The organism is Psychrosphaera aestuarii, assembly GCF_017948405.1.
In the GTDB taxonomy this organism is placed as follows: Bacteria; Pseudomonadota; Gammaproteobacteria; order Enterobacterales; family Alteromonadaceae; genus Psychrosphaera; species Psychrosphaera aestuarii.
This window is the reverse complement of sequence record NZ_CP072844.1, coordinates 1,079,581-1,098,648: the sequence shown is the minus strand read 5'-3', so window position 1 is coordinate 1,098,648 and position 19,068 is coordinate 1,079,581. Positions and strand designations below refer to the sequence as shown.

16 protein-coding genes are annotated in these 19,068 nt (G+C 40.2%); 4 read left to right on the top strand and 12 right to left on the bottom strand.

Features of this window, described 5'->3' with window-relative positions; genetic code table 11:
* Positions 1-57: 57 nt before the first annotated feature.
* The 10 genes from J9318_RS05015 to J9318_RS04970 all read right to left on the bottom strand — a co-directional run bounded on the left by J9318_RS05015 (position 58) and on the right by J9318_RS04970 (position 12,916).
* The gene (locus J9318_RS05015) at positions 58-1,263 is read right to left on the bottom strand and encodes an ABC transporter permease (protein WP_210561900.1); all 1,206 of its coding nucleotides are present in this window, start codon (positions 1,261-1,263) and stop codon (positions 58-60) included.
* Positions 1,264-1,272: 9 nt separating this feature from the next.
* Complete coding sequence (locus J9318_RS05010) at positions 1,273-2,586, bottom strand: ABC transporter permease (protein WP_210561898.1); 1,314 nt, start codon at positions 2,584-2,586, stop codon at positions 1,273-1,275.
* 1 nt (position 2,587) lies between these two features.
* Positions 2,588-3,319, bottom strand: a complete 732-nt coding sequence (locus J9318_RS05005; protein ID WP_210561896.1) for an ABC transporter ATP-binding protein — start codon at positions 3,317-3,319, stop codon at positions 2,588-2,590.
* 76 nt (positions 3,320-3,395) lie between these two features.
* The gene (locus J9318_RS05000) at positions 3,396-4,652 is read right to left on the bottom strand and encodes an efflux RND transporter periplasmic adaptor subunit (protein WP_210561894.1); all 1,257 of its coding nucleotides are present in this window, start codon (positions 4,650-4,652) and stop codon (positions 3,396-3,398) included.
* Between the two features lie 296 nt (positions 4,653-4,948).
* Positions 4,949-7,261 carry a DNA topoisomerase IV subunit A gene (parC, locus tag J9318_RS04995; protein WP_210561892.1) on the bottom strand — a complete coding sequence of 771 codons (2,313 nt, stop codon included), beginning with the start codon at positions 7,259-7,261 and terminating at the stop codon, positions 4,949-4,951.
* A gap of 21 nt (positions 7,262-7,282) precedes the next feature.
* On the bottom strand, positions 7,283-9,220 hold the full coding sequence (locus J9318_RS04990; RefSeq protein ID WP_210561890.1) for a hypothetical protein: 1,938 nt from the start codon (positions 9,218-9,220) through the stop codon (positions 7,283-7,285).
* Positions 9,221-9,242: 22 nt separating this feature from the next.
* Entirely contained in the window at positions 9,243-11,144 is a 1,902-nt protein-coding gene (parE, locus tag J9318_RS04985; protein ID WP_210561889.1) for a DNA topoisomerase IV subunit B, read from the bottom strand.
* Between the two features lie 58 nt (positions 11,145-11,202).
* Positions 11,203-11,778 carry a YqiA/YcfP family alpha/beta fold hydrolase gene (locus J9318_RS04980; protein ID WP_210561887.1) on the bottom strand — a complete coding sequence of 192 codons (576 nt, stop codon included), beginning with the start codon at positions 11,776-11,778 and terminating at the stop codon, positions 11,203-11,205.
* Between the two features lie 22 nt (positions 11,779-11,800).
* The gene (locus tag J9318_RS04975) at positions 11,801-12,265 is read right to left on the bottom strand and encodes a DUF1249 domain-containing protein (protein ID WP_210561879.1); all 465 of its coding nucleotides are present in this window, start codon (positions 12,263-12,265) and stop codon (positions 11,801-11,803) included.
* A gap of 12 nt (positions 12,266-12,277) precedes the next feature.
* The gene (locus J9318_RS04970) at positions 12,278-12,916 is read right to left on the bottom strand and encodes an NUDIX domain-containing protein (RefSeq protein WP_210561878.1); all 639 of its coding nucleotides are present in this window, start codon (positions 12,914-12,916) and stop codon (positions 12,278-12,280) included.
* A 200-nt stretch (positions 12,917-13,116) separates the two neighbouring features.
* On the opposite strand from J9318_RS04970, the gene tolC reads away from it, so the two are divergent.
* From tolC to J9318_RS04950, 4 genes are all read left to right on the top strand, one after another.
* Positions 13,117-14,439: an outer membrane channel protein TolC gene (gene tolC / locus J9318_RS04965; protein ID WP_210561876.1), complete on the top strand. Its 1,323-nt coding sequence runs from the start codon at positions 13,117-13,119 to the stop codon at positions 14,437-14,439.
* A 152-nt stretch (positions 14,440-14,591) separates the two neighbouring features.
* Entirely contained in the window at positions 14,592-15,578 is a 987-nt protein-coding gene (gene lpxL, locus J9318_RS04960) for an LpxL/LpxP family Kdo(2)-lipid IV(A) lauroyl/palmitoleoyl acyltransferase (protein WP_210561874.1), read from the top strand.
* Between the two features lie 9 nt (positions 15,579-15,587).
* Entirely contained in the window at positions 15,588-16,184 is a 597-nt protein-coding gene (locus J9318_RS04955) for a TcpQ domain-containing protein (RefSeq protein WP_210561872.1), read from the top strand.
* A gap of 41 nt (positions 16,185-16,225) precedes the next feature.
* A complete protein-coding gene (locus J9318_RS04950) occupies positions 16,226-17,863 on the top strand; it encodes a vWA domain-containing protein (RefSeq protein WP_210561870.1) in 1,638 nt (545 codons plus the stop codon).
* Here the strand turns inward: J9318_RS04950 and J9318_RS04945 are convergent.
* The gene (locus J9318_RS04945) at positions 17,849-18,571 is read right to left on the bottom strand and encodes an NRDE family protein (RefSeq protein WP_210561868.1); all 723 of its coding nucleotides are present in this window, start codon (positions 18,569-18,571) and stop codon (positions 17,849-17,851) included. The genes J9318_RS04950 and J9318_RS04945 overlap by 15 nt on opposite strands.
* Positions 18,549-19,061, bottom strand: coding sequence for a DinB family protein (locus J9318_RS04940; RefSeq protein WP_210561866.1), 513 nt, complete (start codon positions 19,059-19,061; stop codon positions 18,549-18,551). The genes J9318_RS04945 and J9318_RS04940 overlap by 23 nt, the downstream gene beginning before the upstream one ends.
* Between the last annotated feature and the right edge of the window lie 7 nt (positions 19,062-19,068).

Genomic DNA, 19,068 nt, shown 5'->3' with positions numbered 1-19,068 from the left:
CTCATTGCTTGAATATTTCTAATAGCTTCAATGAATTAAGCCTATCAATTATGCGATCTAAATACTACGAGTTGCGATACTCGGCGAAATATTTGCAGCTTTAGAAGCTGGCATAACGACCGACAACAAACTTGCAATAAAAATAAACACAGCGGTAACGGCTACATAAGTTGTATTTAACGCTGGCATTGAGTAGTTCTCTAGTAACATCTGGCCCATTAAAATGGCGGCGACGACACCAAGCGCAATACCGAATACACAAATAATCGCATTCTCAATTAAAAAATATCTTACAATGTCAGACTTTCTAGCGCCAAGTGCTCGGCGTGTGCCTATTTGTTTAGTACGTTTATTAATATTAAATACTGTCAAACCAAATATGCCTAGACCTGTAATAAGAACAAGCACCACAATAAGCGTAATAAGCATACGCAACATTAAAATATCTGACGAAATGTTTTCTCGTTTATCGTCATCCATACCTTGTAACCCAATAATGACACGTTTGTTATGGTCTTGAATCATCAAGTCTTCAATCTGTCGCATGATGGCAGAGCGTTGTTCAGGCTCACTACGAACAATGATTTTTTGAAACATCGACGCGCCAACATAAGGCATTATAGATACATTATCTGGTCTACTGTCTTTTAACCATGCACTCTTCATTGGTTCAGTAATACCAATAATTTTCATCGGCGATACACCAAAGAAAACGGTTTGTCCAAGCGCATTGCCCTCTGGGAACAACTCTAAGGCCAATGCTTTTGTAACCACTACAACTTCAGGAAATACGTCTCTGCTTTGAGATATTATCACTTCGTCAAGACGAAAGTTCCTACCCTCTATTAAATTAATACCCAGCGTATCTAGCGCGTTTTCATCGGATAAAAAATACGATGTTCGAACGTCTTGGCCACCTTCTGTCGCTGGTGTTAGCCTTAATCCACCGCCAGAACCACTTCCAGATAACGGTACAGCGTTAAACAATGCCGCATTTTTTACACCGGGAATGTTTCGAAGCATAGTCTCAGTTTCTTCAAACTTTTGAGAAAGGTCGAGCTCCTTATCAAACGTCATTGTCGTAAAACTAAAGATTTCATCTTCTGGATAACCCGTTTCTTGGGTTAAGAATTCAATGCGATCATTGGCAATAAATGAGGCGTTGCTCACGATGGCAGTGGTAATAGCTATTTGGATCAGCAGCATTACTGCGCCCGCCTTAGAGCGAAGCAATGAATTAAATATAGGTTTAATTTCTAACATGATGTGCTCCTATTGCGTCTTTAAGTAGATGGCAGGTTGTGTCTTGCATACAAGCCAAGCGGGATAAAGGCCTGCGATGATACAAGCACCAATTGCTATTGCTGGTGCTGTTAAAATCATTGTGAAATCCATACCAGCGAGTTCTGCATATTCGCTACTCGTAACGCGCACGCCCCACAGGCCAAGTTGCGCGATGCCAATACCAATCAATCCACCTAATAGTCCAAGTACCGAGACTTCCACTAGATGCTGGAGAAATATCTGACGTTTACTTGCACCGAGTGCTCGTCGCACGCCAATTTCTGGAGCTCTTCGAATAAACTTACCGAGTAACAAGCCTAAAATATTGGCTAAGCATACGGCCAAAAACATAAAGCTTAATCCAACCAATATCTTGTTGTCTTCCGATACCACGTTATTGTATTCCATCCATTCGTTAACATCTTTTAAGTTGAACTGCGGTACTTCGCGTGTATATCGGCCTTTGGTACCTTGTTCAGTTAAGTACGCAAACAAAAAGTCATGGTACTTTTGGACGTCTTTCTCCGTTGGCAGTTCTGCCCAAAACTGTACCCAAAACATTTCCGATTGCAGCTGGCCTTCAAACGTCGTTACGTTTTCATGCTTCCAGCCGTTGGTGTTACCTCGACTAACGAGTCGCATTGGTTCCCATAATGTAATTGGAATAAAGATAGGCTCAGGCGCACTAAACGATCCGTTATTTAAGTCGTAGTACTTAATATGAATGTCCCAACTTTTAGTAACGCCTACAACAGTAAAAATCGTGTCGTCTAGATATATTTGTTTACCTACAGAATTTTGGCCGCCAAACAACTTATTGTTAGTTTCTTCGTTTATTACAACGACTGACTCAGCAGCGGCTTCTTGAGCGTCACTCCACGACGAGCCATAAATAAACTCTAAATCGAACATGCTGAAAAAGTCTTTCCCTGCTGCTCGGACACTTGATAATGCGGGCTTAACGTCTTGATTATTCATATGAACAGTAAACGCAGTACGAATAGACGCCGTTTTTCGAACAGGCATTTCTGCATTATGCAAAAACAGGGCGTCTTTATAGGTAAGTTGATACGGTACATCATCTGGTGTCCACCAGTTATTGCCATCATCGGTTGTATTAAGTTGTACTGCAAAAAGTTGGTCACTTTTATGTGGGATAGGATCCATAGACATCATGTGATAAACCGATAAGCTCGTCATCGTTATACCAATGCCAATTGCTATGGCGAGAATCATAAGCGCTGATACCAAAGGTGTGCGCTTTAGACTGCGCCAACTCAGGTCTATGTAATGAAGAAACATATTACACCTCCGCAATAGACTGTTCGACTCGCGCCGATACGGAATCTGAAGATTTATTTTGGTACAAGGTAAAGTCCGCTAACTGACCATCAACTACCTGAATATTGCGCGGCGCTCTGCGAGCTAACTCTTGGTCATGCGTCACCATTATGATAGTAGAGCCTTCGGTGTTGATATTCTCCAACAGCTCCATTACTTGACGGGCCATCAGGCTATCTAAATTACCCGTTGGCTCATCGGCTAACAAAAAGCGTGGCTTGCCAGCCAATGCTCTCGCAATTGCTACGCGTTGTTGTTGACCACCTGATAATTGTTGAGGTAAATGTTTGGCTCTACTGGCTAACCCAACTTTTTCTAAGCACTCCTCAATTCTAATTTTACGTTCAGCTGCTTTTATACCCCGATAGCGTAAAGGAACTTCAATGTTTTCATATAAATTCAGATCAGGTATTAGATTAAAACCTTGGAAAATAAAGCCAATCTTTTGGTTTCTTAAGTCAGCTCTTTCATTGTCACTCAATGAACCAACATTCACGTCATCCAGCATAAATTCACCACTCGAAAATGGTTCCAACATACCGGCAATATTCAAGAACGTTGTTTTTCCAGAGCCTGACGGTCCAGTCACGGCAATAAATTCACCCTCTTTTACTTCTAAATTAAAGTCGCGTAATGCGTGAGTTTGGACTTTTTCCGTTTGATAGACTTTGCTGATATTTTTCATGTTTAACATTGTGTTATTCCTTTCTGAATTTAACTGGTTCACGTCGCAAATTTTTGATAAAACAAATTGATAGCTGGCGCTTTTATTAATTTAATAAGAACGTATCTGCTTTACTGTATTCGTCATAATTGGAGATAATAATTTCATCGCCAGCTATTAAGCCTGACAGTATTTCCACTTCTCTCATGCTTATTGCGCCAAGCTGAACATCGACCTTTTTGGCAATATCGCCTTCAACTTTAAAAACATAAAATCCACCGGCTTGCATAAAGCTGCCACGGCGTACTTTCATTACATTTGTTTTGTTTTCGAGTAACACCCTGGCTGAGACTTGCTGGTTTTGTCTGATGCCATTTAATTGCTGCTGTTCAAAGCGCACACGTGCCGTAACTTGGCGATTTTTTACTTCTGGTGAAATTGCAGAAAGCTTGCCCAAGAAGGTGCTGCCGGCGATATTTATTTCAGCTTGCATTCCAATACCAATGTCATTGGCATAACTCTCTGGCACGTTTAACTCAACTTCGTATGCACTTAAATCAACTAACGTCATTAACGCGTCGTTCTTTTTGACTAACGCCCGCTGCTGAACAATTAAATTACCAACAACGCCTTTTACTGTCGCAAGTATATTTAGGTCGTTAATCTTACGTTTTAGCTCTTCTAACACTAATGCTTGGCGTGACACTGTACTTTTAGCACTGGCTAATTCAAAAGCTAAACGCTCTTTCGCGATACTCACTTCTTCCTTGGCGTGCTTGTGAGTTAGCTCCGCTCTTGCTAGGTCATCCACCGCTTTTTCAAAATCAATTTGGCTAATTAAATTACTCTTCATTGACGCATGTGCCCGACGATTTTCTCGTTGCGCGGCTTCTAAATCTACTTGCGCAATATCCAACAGTTTTGTTAATTGTAATGTTTGACTACGGGCATCTAACTCCTGACGCGCGAGTTCCCCTTTAAGTCGTTCCATTTCCGAGGTTTCTTGTTTTAACTGGTTAGCAAGTTCAGGGCTTTCTACCGTTGCGACAACTTGATCAAGCTCCACCTCGTCTCCTGCTTTTACTTTTAGTGAAACAAAACCTTGTTCTGGACTGTAAATTTGAGGTGCGTTGGCCGCAACAATGCGCCCATTAGAAACAATGTCTCTTATCAACTCACCCATCTCAACCTTGGCAATTTGCATTGATGAACGATTAAACGAGTGGCTAACGGAAGCTCCGCTCATCAGAGCCTTAATAGTGAACGCAAGCACGATAATTAAAACTAGCGTGATGCTTACAACTTTTTTTATGTTTGGCTTAGACTCAACGGCAACATCTTGTGCGCTTGTATCCTTAATCATCTTTTCTGCTCCATTGACCATGAATGGACTCATTCATGCGTCGTATAACTAATACAGTAAGCTGGTTAAAGCGAGGACCGTGCCAAAATCTAAACAACTGATAAATAAGATAAAAACAAGAAAAGGATGATTTGAAAGCGTCCGCGGACAGTTTGAAGTGTCCGATCGGACACTTTATATTTAACAACTTAGAAGTCTGGTGAGCTAGATGTAAAAAAGCCACAGAATTTAATATCTGTGGCTTTAAAATAAACACCTATGCCCAAGTCATTGCATAAATAACTATGGGATTAACATTAACCTTCTGACGATCCCTCTGTGGTCGCGTCATCATTAATGATGTCGTCGTTTGTTACTTTCATTTCAACTTCAACACGATCAACTCGCTGCAACCCGCGAGGTAACTTACTGCCTCTACGACCTCGCTCTCCACGATAATGATCTATGTCTTTTGCCGTTAGAGTGAGTTTTCGCTTTCCAGCATGTAGCACTACGTTTGCGTTTTCAGGAACAACAACAATCTGGCTAACAACCTCTTCTCTACTAGCAGCACGCGCAGAAGGAATGTTTATGATTTTATTACCCTTACCCTTTGATAATACAGGCAGATCTTTAAGCGGGAAGACCAACATGCGCCCTTCATTTGAAATCACCAAACAGTCTTCATTCTGAATATCACCAGCCGTTTGTGGTGCTAATAACTTAGCTCCAGTTGGTAACCTAACCAAAGCTTTACCGGCTTTTTGGCGAGTGAGCATGTCCTCAAACTTACAGACAAAGCCATAACCCGCATCTGATGACACTAAATACTGTTGCTCAGTAGCAGCCATCAAAGTATGTTCCAGCGTCTCGCCAGCAACAATACTAAAACGTCCACTCAAAGGCTCACCTTGGCTTCGGGCTGACGGCAGTGAATGTGCATCGGCACTAAAACTTCGCCCTGAGCTGTCAATAAAGACAACAGGTTGATTGCTCTTGCCTTTGGCGGCAGATTTAAAGCCGTCACCGGATTTATAACCTAGTTTTTCAGGCTCAACGTCATGGCCTTTTGCACAGCGTGCCCAGCCTTTATCTGATAACACAACGGTCACAGACTCACTTGGTACTAGGTCTTTGGCCGAAATCGCTTTTGCTTCACTTCTCACTACAATTGGCGAGCGTCTATCGTCACCGTAAGCTTCAGCGTCTGCAGCAAGTTCTTTCTTAATAAGGTTGTTTAATTTGGTATTTGAACCTAATAAGCTTTGCAGGTGATCACGCTCTTTGGCTAACTCAGCTTGTTCCGCTTTAATTTTAACTTCTTCAAGCTTAGCTAACTGACGTAATTTAATTTCTAAAATAGCTTCCGCTTGCGTATTTGATAGGCCAAAGCGCTCCATTAATACTTGTTTAGGGTGCTCTTCCGTTCTAATGATATCGATGATTTCATCAATGTTTAAGAACGCGACTAACAGGCCTTCAAGAATGTGAAGTCGAGCTAACACTTTGTCTAAACGATATTGCAAACGACGAGTAACAACACCTCGGCGATACTCAATCCACTCCGTTAGTATTTGTTTTAAGCCTTTTACTTTTGGCAAACCATCTAAACCAAGCATGTTAAGGTTTACTCGATAGCTTTTTTCCAAATCCGTTGATGCAAACAAATGCTGCATGACTTGTTCAACGTCAACTCGGTTTGAGCGCGGAACAATAACGATTCTAGTTGGGTTTTCGTGATCAGACTCATCGCGCAGATCCGTTACCATAGGTAACTTTTTAGCCTGCATTTGCGCCGCAATCTGTTCTAAAACTTTACCGCCTGATACTTGATGCGGCAGCGCGTTAATAACAATATCGCCATTTTCTTCAACAAACGTAGCGCGCATTTTAATGCTGCCTTTGCCGGTTTCATAAATCTTCGCGATATCGGCGCTTGGCGTGATAATTTCAGCTTCAGTTGGATAATCTGGACCTTTAACGTATTCCATCAATTGCGGAAGTTCTGTTTTAGGCTCTTTAAGTAAGTGAATACACGCTTGCGCTACTTCTCTTATGTTATGTGGCGGTATATCAGTAGCCATACCAACAGCTATGCCGGTAATACCATTTAAAAGTATATGAGGTAATCGTGCTGGTAAGGTAACTGGTTCTTTCATTGTACCGTCAAAGTTAGGTTGCCACTCAACGGTGCCCTGACCTAACTCAGACAATAAAATTTCAGATACTTTTGATAAACGAGCTTCGGTGTAACGCATGGCAGCGAATGATTTAGGATCATCTGCTGCACCCCAGTTTCCTTGTCCGTCTACTAAAGGATAACGATAAGAAAATGGTTGAGCCATCAACACCATTGCTTCATAACATGCACTATCACCATGCGGATGATATTTACCTAATACATCACCAACGGTACGTGCAGATTTTTTATATTTTGCAGCCGCAGATAAACCTAGCTCTGACATTGCGTAAATGATTCGGCGCTGAACAGGCTTTAAACCATCACCGATATGAGGGAGCGCTCGATCCATGATCACGTACATGGAGTAGTTTAAATAGGCATCTTCTGTAAAACGCCTTAACGGTAATTGTTCAATTCCGTCACTGCTGATGCTGATTGCCTCTGTCATTACCTATACCTTCTTATCTTCTTATTTGGCTAAGTTCGATTCTAATTGATTTAATATTGTCATAAATTCTGTAGGCTCAGAAACCTCACAGATTTCATAACGAGCCGAGAGTAGTGGCTGTGTTTGTTCTAATTGTTTTTCTATTCGCGTCACCAAAACTCCCGCTTGATCTGAGTTGTAACCTTCTGCGATTAACCAATATCGATGACCGCTAATTGGTAAAACTTGATAACGCGTATTTAGTTGCTTAATTTTTGCCAATTTATCGTTAATGGCCAAGTCGGTTTTTAATACTCCGTAAGCGTTATTAAGTGATGACACGTGATTAAAATCAATCGCTACAATGCTGAACGTTTTTTCACTTGCCATCATCTGATTGACCGCTTTTTCAGCATTTTGCAATACCAAATGACCAGACAGCGCACTGCGACCAGCTTGGCGCCGTAATACCGCATTGTATATAGCGAATACTAGCCCGAATACTAAAATTAATATCAGCCACCTTGTATTTGATAATTTATCTGCGAGCGCTAAAAATGCCGTCGACAAATCTTGATTCATTACCTGATACTCGAGCAATTGACGTTCGTTTTCTTTTTGTATTTGCTGTTGTTCGTATGCCCTGTAGCTAGCGAGCTTTTTTGTTTGTAATGCATGAACTTCGTTACTTTGAAAAGCAATCAATGCATCTAATTGAGCCACTAGTTGCCAATTATGTTGAGCAACCGCAACCTTTCGTTTTAGTACATTAACATCGACTAATGACAACTGAGATTTTACATCTGATTGTCCACCCAGCTGAATACGAGCGTTTTGATGTGAGATATAAATCGTTTTCAACAGACGTTCTGCTTTTTGAAATGTATTATTTAACAACGCTAATCTCGCACCTGAGAAGTTTAATTCATTGAGCGTTTGTCTTTTGTCGTCATCATTTCTGCCTAACGCTCCAGGTAAACCTTTGAGTGTATTTGCAGCTTTAATCAACTGTTGCGCGTAGCCTAGATTGTTCTGATCTATCTGGCTCTTAATTAATTCTATTAAGGCCCTTAATTGCAAATGACGATTTTTATTGTTATCCGCATATGCATAAACAGCTTCTAAACGCTTATCTGCCAACCTATATTTTAGCTGGTGACGATTTAACAACGCCCAGTCCAGTTTTAATTGCTCAGCCAATACCGCTAGACTTTGCTCCTCCAAAAGTTCAACTAACCGCTGATAGGCTTGGTTTGCCAAAAAAAGATTGTTTTCATCTATTAACAAATGAATAACTTCTTTTTGACTCCATACTATTAGCGCTATTTGCTCACTGTGCTGCGCCTTATGCTCTGCTGCTGTCAACCAGAACTTTGCTTTTTGGTAATCTTGAACATAACGATAAAACTGACCACGTTTGATAGTCCAATAAACGCCAACATAATCATCTACGGAAACAGCATTTAATATTGTAAATACCTGCTCAAAATGAGTCGACACGACATCGAAGTTAAGGTTTTTCAATGCCACTTCGATAGACAATTCGTGCCAACGAAGTTGAATGTCTAAGCTTGCCACTTCTATAAGCGTAGACATTCTGTGCAATGCCAATTGGGCTTGTCCGTACCGAGCAAGTTCAACTAACGCTTCCACATGGAGCATGTTTAGTTGAATCTGCTGCGCAATTGTTAGGTCATCGTTAGCATCAAAGTCAGCATTAAAAAATCTAACGCCCGTTAACACCCAAGTTGGATCTTTCGATATATGCGACTCTGCTTGTGCGATAAAGTTTGCAAAAGAACCGTACTCTTTTTTAAATTGAGATTTGGCTTTAGATAATTGCCCTACTTTTATAACTTTTTCAGAGGAGTTACTGACATCAAAGGTTGCATAGACAGAAAAAATAGGTGTAAGCACGACTGCTATCGTCAAAATTGATAACAATGCGTTTTTTTTCTTCCACGCTGTCGCGATACCCATAACTTTCCTATCTACACTAATATTAGAGTGATATTAAACCGTCCGCTTTATTGCCTTTGCTTTCAAGCCACGACTTACGGTCTCCTGCGCGCTTTTTAGCCAACAACATGTCTAACATTTCCATCGTAGGCTCAATTTCGTCTATCGTTAACTGCACCAAGCGTCTGGTATTAGGATCCATCGTTGTTTCACGTAATTGCAGCGGGTTCATTTCACCCAAACCTTTAAAGCGCTGCACGTTCACTTTACCTTTTTTCTTTTCAGCGGCAATACGATCTAAAATCCCATCTTTTTCACCATCATCAAGTGCATAAAATACCTCTTTACCCACGTCGATTCGATAAAGCGGAGGCATAGCGACATAAACATGACCAGCTTCAACTAAGGTTCTATAGTGTCGAGTAAACAGTGCACACAACAAGGTCGCGATATGCAAACCATCACTATCAGCGTCGGCGAGAATACACACTTTGCCATAACGTAGTTGGCTCAAGTCAGAAGAGTCAGGATCCATGCCAATTGCAACAGAGATATCATGGACTTCTTGAGACGCGAGAACCTGTCCGGCTTCTACTTCCCAAGTGTTAAGTATTTTTCCTCGTAATGGCATAATTGCCTGAAACTCTCGGTCTCGAGCTTGTTTTGCCGAACCACCAGCTGAGTCACCCTCTACCAAAAATAGTTCTGTACGGTCATTTTCTTGACTCGAACAGTCCGTTAACTTTCCTGGTAATGCTGGTCCTTGCGTTACTTTTTTACGAATAACTTTTTTTGCCGCTTTAAGTCGTTTTTGAGCATTACTGATACACATTTCTGCAAGTAATTCAGCGATGTCAGTATGTGTGTTTAACCATAAGCTGAATGAATCTTTTACTACGCCAGAAACAAAGGTTGCACACTGTCTCGAAGAAAGTCGTTCTTTAGTTTGACCTGCAAATTGAGGGTCTTGCATTTTCACCGATAAAATATAGCTACAGCGTTCCCAAATATCTTCTGGAGTTAATTTAATGCCTCGAGGAACCAAGTTTCTAAATTCACAAAACTCACGCATAGCCTCTAATAAACCTTGGCGAAGACCATTAACGTGAGTACCACCTTGTGCCGTTGGGATCAGGTTAACGTAACTTTCACCAATAGAGTCGCCACCTTCAGGTAGCCAAGTTACTGCCCAATCCGCCGCTTCTAGGTTACCGCTGAAAGATCCAATGAATGGGTCTTCAGGCAAATTCACATAGCCTTTTACCGCATCAACCAAATAATCTTTAAGACCATCTTGGTAATACCATTCGTGTGTTTCTTTGAGCTGTTTATTATTGAATTTAATTTTTAAACCTGGGCAAAGTACCGCTTTTGCTCTGAGGTTATGTATCAGTCGAGAATTAGAAAATTTTGCGCTATCAAAATAAGATGCATCTGGCCAAAAACGAACGGTGGTACCCGTATTACGTCGGCCAACCGTTCCAATAACTTCGAGGTCCTGAACCTTGTCACCATTTTCAAAAGCAATAAGGTATTCTTGTGCGTCACGGCGAACTCGTACTTCCATTCGGGTAGTTAAAGCATTTACGACTGAAACACCTACACCATGTAAACCACCAGAGAACTCATAATTGCTGTTAGAAAACTTGCCACCAGCGTGCAGTTTAGTAAGAATTAATTCTACTCCTGGAATACCTTCTTCCGGGTGAATATCAACCGGCATACCACGGCCATCGTCTGATACTTCTAATGAATTATCTTCGTGCAAAGTCACCACTATGTTAGTCGCGTGACCAGCAAGTGCTTCATCGACACTGTTATCGATGACTTCTTGCGCCAAGTGATTTGGACGCGTTGTATCTGTGTACATTCCAGGGCGACGACGAACAGGCTCTAGGCCGTTTAATACTTCGATTGCTTCTGCATTATAAGATTGATTTGTCATAGCGCTTATTATTCTAATTTTAGGTTCTAAATGAAGGTTAACTAGGATTGAGTCAAACTTAAAGGAAAAATTCTACTATCTTTGGTAAGTATCGATTAAAGCCAACAAAACTATGATCGCCACCAGGCTCCAAGGTTAATACTGACTCTTTATAATGCTCACTAGCTTGGCGATAATCTAACACTTCATCGCCTTCTTGCTGTAAGCACCAAACTTTGTTGGGACACTTAATTGTTGGCTGATAAATATGTTGTAGTTGCAACATATGTCGAGGTTCAAGCACATACTGCTCACCGGTGATTGGATGAATTTGCTCACCGATGTATTCTTCTAATAATTCAAACGGTTTTACGGCTGGATTAATCACCACCGCTGGCACATCGTACTTATTGTGAATGTAAGTGCTTATATACCCACCTAGGCTACTTCCTACAATACCAAGTAGCTCGCTACTATTTTTTAGTTCAGTAACTAAACCTTCTACTGTGTTAATTGCATCAATAGGATATACCGCTAACTGAGGAGCATAAACGTTAATATCGGGATAGTTTTGTTCAACATATTCGACAAACTGCTTTGCTTTTTCGGACATTGGTGAAGAGTGAAATCCGTGGAGATATATAATACTACGCATGGTGACTTCTTTTATCGTTAACTTAGTTTGATGCTGAGTTTCGCAACACCGCCTCTTTGGACTTATTGAATTGATGATCAATGGCCAGGTTTAACCAATCTTTTAGTAAAGCGTTAATCTGGGTTTTCTCGTCTTTATGATGCAACTTAGAGTTTGGATAGGGATTATTCGCCCTAATTCTGTCTTGTTGCTGATACTTTGTCACTTCCACCATTTGTGCGTCGTGATAAAGTCGAAACTCTATTTCTAGTTGTCCAACTAATGTTGGCAAATTACTTTTTTGAACTAGCTTAAATTGCTCTGTATAGGGCGTAACGTCAAGAACAGACAATATAAAATAGAGACCTTGTCCAAGCTCAATCTGCCAAGTTTGCTGGTTTGAATAATCCAGTGGCAGTAATCGAAGCAATAACGCATAGTTGCGACTACAAATACTTTGTAACTTTTGCAGATCAACTACGTACTTCTCTTTTTTGACTGTATTCATATATTCTCTATTTTACTCTGTAACAGAAGCGTTACTGTCTATCTTATCTTTGTTTAATTTGAGCCATTGCAGGCTAATCACAGTCGCTGCATTATCAATGACTCCTGAATCTAGAAGTTCAAACGCATGCTCAACATCCATCACATGAACTTTTATATCCTCGTTTTCGTCATCTAAGCCATGAACCCCACCAACATTTTCACTATTTATCACACCTAAGTATAAATAAAGTCGCTCGCTAGTTCCGCCCGGACTGGATAAATAACTTAACATAGGTGTCAATGTATCAATGTGCAAATTCGCCTCTTCTAACGACTCCCTTTTCGCGACATCCTCTAAATCTTCATGTTCTTTATCAACCATACCCGCGATCACCTCTAATAACCAAGGTGTATCCTTTGATGCCTGAGCGCCAATTCTCACTTGCTCAATTAGCACAACTTTTTGTAAAAAAGGATCGTAAGGTAACACTCCTACAGCGTCACCACGCTCAAAGATCTCTCGCTCAATCCAATTACTTTGACCGCCTTTGAATAATGAATGACGAAATGTAAACTTATTAATTTTAAAAAATCCATTGAATACTCGCTCAACAGACTTGATTTCAATATTTTTGTTATCAAATAGAGGGGTATATTTTGAGTTCGCCATTTGTGATCCTTACCGTTCAAATGCGCGCGCCAGTTTAACATAAAAAACGTTATCAGCTTATTTACAATTCAATATTCTGTTACATTTGCTGAATAGATATTTACAATAAAAACATTACGTGAAACAAAGAGAAAGGCTACAATGAAGCCAATTATCGGTAAACGTCAAGATTGCAATAAATTTTCTGTTAAGGAACCAGTATGAGAAAGTCTTTATTAACTGCATCAATAGCGCTATTTTTTGCCAGCGTATCTATGCAAAGTCAAGCGACAAACTTATTAGATGCCTACAAAGATGCAGTACAAAACGATCCACAGACACTCAAAGCAAAGGCGAATTATGAAGCCAGTTTGCAATTAGAAGAACAAGCTTTCTCTAGATTATTACCAAATGTTTTTTTCTCAGCTGGTTATTCCATGGGCAACTCGGAAGCTGTAAGTACGACCACTGGTGAAGTGTATGATTACGATTCAAGTAATTTAAGCTATGGCATTACATTAACCCAAAACATTTTCAAAATGGGTGATTGGTACAACTTAGACGCATCTGAAAAACGTGCATTACAAGCACAAACTAGCTTTAATTTAGCACAGCAAACGCTAATCCAACGTGTTGCGACAAGTTACTTTAACGTATTAAAGGCACAAGACAATTTAGAGTTTGTTCAAGCAGAGAAAAAAGCGATCGAGCGTCAATTAGAGCAAACAAAAGAACGTTTTAAAGTAGGTTTAACTGCGATTACCGACGTACATGAAGCTCAAGCAAACTTTGACACTGCGGTTGCAACGGAAATTCGCAGTAAGAACAATTTGGAAATTTCGAAAGAAGCTCTACGAGAAATTACCGGCAAGTTCTACAACAACTTTAATGCACTTAATACCGAGCGTTTTGAAGCTTCATTACCAACGCCTAACGACGTTCAGCAATGGGTTGAAAAAGCAGAGCAAAACAACCTAGATTTAAAAGGCAAAGAATTAGTTGTTGATGCAGCAAAATTTGAAATTAAACGTGCGGATGCAGGTCATTATCCAACGTTAGATTTAACTGCACGTATTAATCACAATGATGCAGGTAAAGATATTGATGGCCCTGGTCTAAACTCATCTTCTATCGGCATTAATCTTAATGTACCTATTTATAGTGGTGGTGGCACCACCGCTGCGATTAAGCAAGCGCAAGCAAATTACGTCTTTGCTAGCGAAGATCGTGAAGCGGCTTATCGTGCCGTAGTTCGCAATGTACGAACGTCTTTTGCTGATGTTTCTTCGCTTGTGTCTACGTTAAAAGCACTTAATCAGTCTGTCGTCTCTGCAGAGAGTGCATTGCAAGCAACTCAAGCTGGCTTTGATGTAGGTACTCGTACAATTGTTGATGTTCTAAACAGTACTAGAAACTTATATAACGCTAAGCGTAACCTAGCAACGAGCCGTTACGACTACATTCTAGCCATGCTGTCATTAAAACAAGCTGCCGGCCAACTTAACGGTCAAGATTTAACAGCCGTTAACAATGGTCTTAAATAAACAGCCTGACCTTAAAAAATCACGTTGATATCAAACTAAAAACGGAGCACCTGCTCCGTTTTTTTATGACGTGATTTCCTACCTGTATTACTAATAAATATGCCCATCTAAAAATGGTTATCCATAATCTGTCGATATCGGTTAGAATACTTATGTTTTTAACTTGTCACCAAGCACGGAATCCAGTTTTGAGTAAACGAGAATCGAGTCATTCATTTATCGCCCCTACATTTTCTTTGAGTTTTTTGCATCCTAAATTTTGGCTGACCTGGTTAACGATCTCAACACTATATCTACTTAGTTGGCTACCATATAAACTGCAATTAGCTATGGGTCGACTCATCGGCAGACTATTAATGAAAGTTTTAAAGCGACGTAAAAACATCGCCAGTCGCAACCTACAACTGTGCTTTCCAAATATGTCAGCGACTGAAATAGACAAGTTAGTTAAAATAAATTTTGAAAATGCTGGCATCGCACTTTTCGAGAGTGGCATATCTTGGTGGTGGCCGTCTTGGCGAGCAAAGCCAATATGCCATGTTAAAGGAACAGAGCATATTGATGACGCGTTGCAACAAGGCAAAGGCATTTTTCTACTATTTTTCCACATCTTGCCATTGGAAATGATGGCCAGAGTATTAGGCGAAGCTGGTTACCCGTGCGTTGGTTTTTACCGCCCCCACAACAACAAACTGCTTGAATGGGTTCAGTACCGAGGTCGCTGTCGCTCAAACAGATATATGATTGGTAAGCGAGATGTTAAAGGCTTACTAAAAGCCTTATCTAACGGTGAGGTTACTGTTTATTTACCTGATCATGATTATGGACCAAACCGAAGTGTATTTGCTCCGTTTTTTGATGTTGAACAAGCGGCAACAACAACTGGAACTGAAATTTTTTCTCGACATAAAAACGCAGTTACCATTCCAACTAAATTAAAAAGATTACCGAATAACGGTGGTTATGAGATTGAATTTTTACCAGCTTTAACCGATTATCCTAGTGACGACTCTTTAGAAAACGCTAAGATGATAAATAAATGGGTCGAAGAAGCTGTTTTAGATAATATGGAACAATATATGTGGGTACACCGTCGGTTTAAAACTAGACCTGAAGACGCCCCTGAATCGTTATATTAAGAGGGACTTATGGATAAAAATAAAAGCAAAAAGAAGCAATCTGGGTATTTAGGTAAAATATTAGCCCCTGTCATATTTATCTTAATTATTGTTGGTTTTGTTTATTGGGGTAGTGACGAAAGTAATAAAACTAGTGAAAATGCGGTAGCGAAAGGTGTTGCCAAGTTTTACGCTGAAGTTCGCCAGGCCCTTAAGCCAGGTGCTGAACGCCTAAATGATTATACAATTAAACTACCTGAACCAGAGCAATCTATGGTTCAACAACTTGCCTCATTAGACGGAACCGTTGAGCCCGCATCTGACAATTGGCAAGGAGCCTCTATAAAACGCTCTTTTAAACAAAACGATACGTTAAAAACCGCACTTGAAACCTATGCAAGAACAGAAGGCATGGAGTTGATTTGGGATTTAAAATACGACTACATCGTAAAAGAGCACTTTACTGAAAGTAGTGACTTTAAATCGCTAGTCAACAAAATATCTTCTGTTGTTAGTGGCGATTATAGTGGCCAAGTTAAAACGTATTTTTGCAAAGACGCACGAGCACTCGTAATTACGGATAAAACCGATACCTACATTAGTAAGCATTGTCAGCCAACAAGATAGCTTTAGCTTTCAACAGCCTGCAATTCAATTAAGGAAAGTTTATGTTTTCAAAGGGTTATAGAGCTCTTTTTACCCTGCCTATCATTATAGCTACGCTTGTTTTACAAGCATGCTCTGGAGGCGACTCAAATAAAAATCCAGAAAAAAGTGATAACAATGTGTCAATCAGTGGCACTGTTACCGGCTTAGCAGACACGATTGTCGTGAGTTTAAATGGTACTGAAGAAACACTTCAAACCAATGGTGACTTCACATTTGTCACTCGTATTCCAGTCAATCAAGACTACTCGGTTCAGTTAGTTCAACAACCAGCTGGATTAAATTGTGTCATTAACAACGGCTCTGGCAACGCAATCAGTAACGTCAGTAATATTGAGATTAACTGTACTGGCATTCAAGGCACTGCATACAGTTTAAATCCATTAGCGTTTAACGAAGCATCAAAGTCTATATTGACGTTTGCATTTCACATTGTTGACCGATTTACTGGCAAAGCAGTAGAAGCCCTCACCACCGACAATGTGAGAGACTATCTAACAATTACGGAAAACGAATTAGCCATTTCACCATTAGAATCATTTTTAGAGATTGAACAACTAGTCGGCATTGATGCTCAATATACAACGGTTTTTGCTATTGATATTAGCTCGTCTATGACCGCTGGTGACCTGCAACAAATAACCACAAGTATTAAAAATACGATTAGTGATCAAGATGGCAACTCGTTGCTACAAGCTAACCAACGTGTATCAATTTTCACGTTTGATAGTGCTGTTGAGAATATTGTTACTTCAAGCCAAAGCCTAGATACGATTTTCACGGCGTTAGACAATATAAAAGTAGGTGGTAATAGTACTAACTTATTTGGGGCGATCGCCGCCAGTGCCGATAGCTGGGTAAACGAAGTTTCCTTGAGCCTGGTTAGTTACGGTAGTCTAATTTTATTTACTGATGGCAACGATACGTCTGATATTGTTTCTCAAGAAACTGCTCGAGCAGCAATTGGTAATAAAGATGTCTATTTTATTACTATTGGCAGTGAGTCGAATACAAGCGTGTTGGAGAATTTTACGGACAGTTCAAATATTTTTTCCATTAGTGATTTTAACGAACTTGGGGCCGTATTAGATAGCACTTTACAATTTGCAAAAAGTTATGAAAACGGCCTTTACTTACTGAGTTACGCGACGCCAAAACGAGCAGGAAATCATAAACTTGGCGTTGCTGCTAATGATAACTATGATTGTAATAGTCCCGTAAATGACAGCGAGACTCAACAAGTTTCAGATACTGGTTTTATTACTCATTGTGTTGATAGCGTAACATACGATTTTAACGCTGACGGCTACGTCGACGTTGTGCCTACGGTTGAACTAAGTGGTATTAGAGCAACGGTTTCGCCTACCGTAACATGGGAAGCAAAAGTTCGCTGGAGCAACGCTGAGCCCGCGTTACAGTGGGAAGTTGAAGATTGTGTTGGGTCAATTGATTATGATATTAGTCGTAATGGTAAGTTAGTTACCTTCACCCGACCTAGCGATTCGTTCAATATGGTCCAAGTTACCGTAACTGATAATAAGACTTTGGCCACGCAAGATGGTTATTTAAAGATGTCTAATGATGAATCTGACTTCGAATTTATCAAAAACAGACGAGACGAAGATTTATGTAACCAATAGTGATTTAACTATTGGTTTATCAAGGTTGGCTTCACACGGCTGACCTTGCCAATACCTCATATTTACCTCCCCTGTCGCTAATTCAATCACTGTCAAAGACTGACTACAAGCTTCCTCTCTGTGCATACAAAGACTATATGCTAAATCACTGTCAACGACTGGTTGATGGCTTTGATGAAGCCTTATCAAGTCAGAAATAGTTTTGGGATTGCTCTCTTTCACGAATTTAGCTCTTAACGACTGTATACTTTCAACATCTGGATGACCAGATGAATACACCTGCTCTGGAGCTGGTTGATTTGTAACGGCCCTAATTCCGTCAAAATGCCAAATAGTTTGACTGGTATTACATAAAACTAATAAATAAAAGGGTTGGGATTTTGCATAAGGCCAGCACTTGATAACATGTTGAACCTGTTCCATAGACTTGCATTCTGCGAGCTGCTTTATAAGCTGCCCTCTTGATACTAAGTCGGCTTGTGCTGATTTTAATTGACCTTGATAATCATTCAACAAACAAAATATAAAGCCTGCACTATTTGCCGATATCCAACTTCCACCACCAACAGGATCAACCGGCATAAGATATTCAATACCACCTTTAGCAAAACGTTGCGGAGGCAAAGACGGCGCTCTCAGTACCGATTCATCTCTGGTAAATACCAAAGACAAACGATCATTAAACTTACGCCAATTTAGGCTGCACATGAGACTCAAATGCCTGTGTAGATGCTGCTTTGCCAAAATCAGCTGACAAAGACAAACTTAAATCGGCAGCTAACAGCTTAATAATTGCCATATGATGGGTTGTGTGGCTATACAAAAAAACGAGCTCCCTGGCTAATGAACTTTCTACCGGAAGGCTTTTTTTGTGGGGATTTGTTGCGCATATTACATTCACGGCCTGGTCATTTTGAGCACACGTCAATTTTGTCAATAAGTCATTAATGGCCTGATTAGCCAACAATGTCGAATTTTCTAGAAGCGGATCTCTGGTTCTTTGGTCGTAATTGACGATAAAACTCGCCGAAAAAAATGATTGGTAATGTTCAATGATGTGACGAACATGTGCGCCTATTGAAGAACTATGCTGTTTTTTGACGATTTTGAATTCACTATCACTGAGCTTTTCCGTCAATGATAGTAACTGATTTAAGACAAACTTATTATCATTTGAAATTTCTTGAATTAGTGACATAACCATC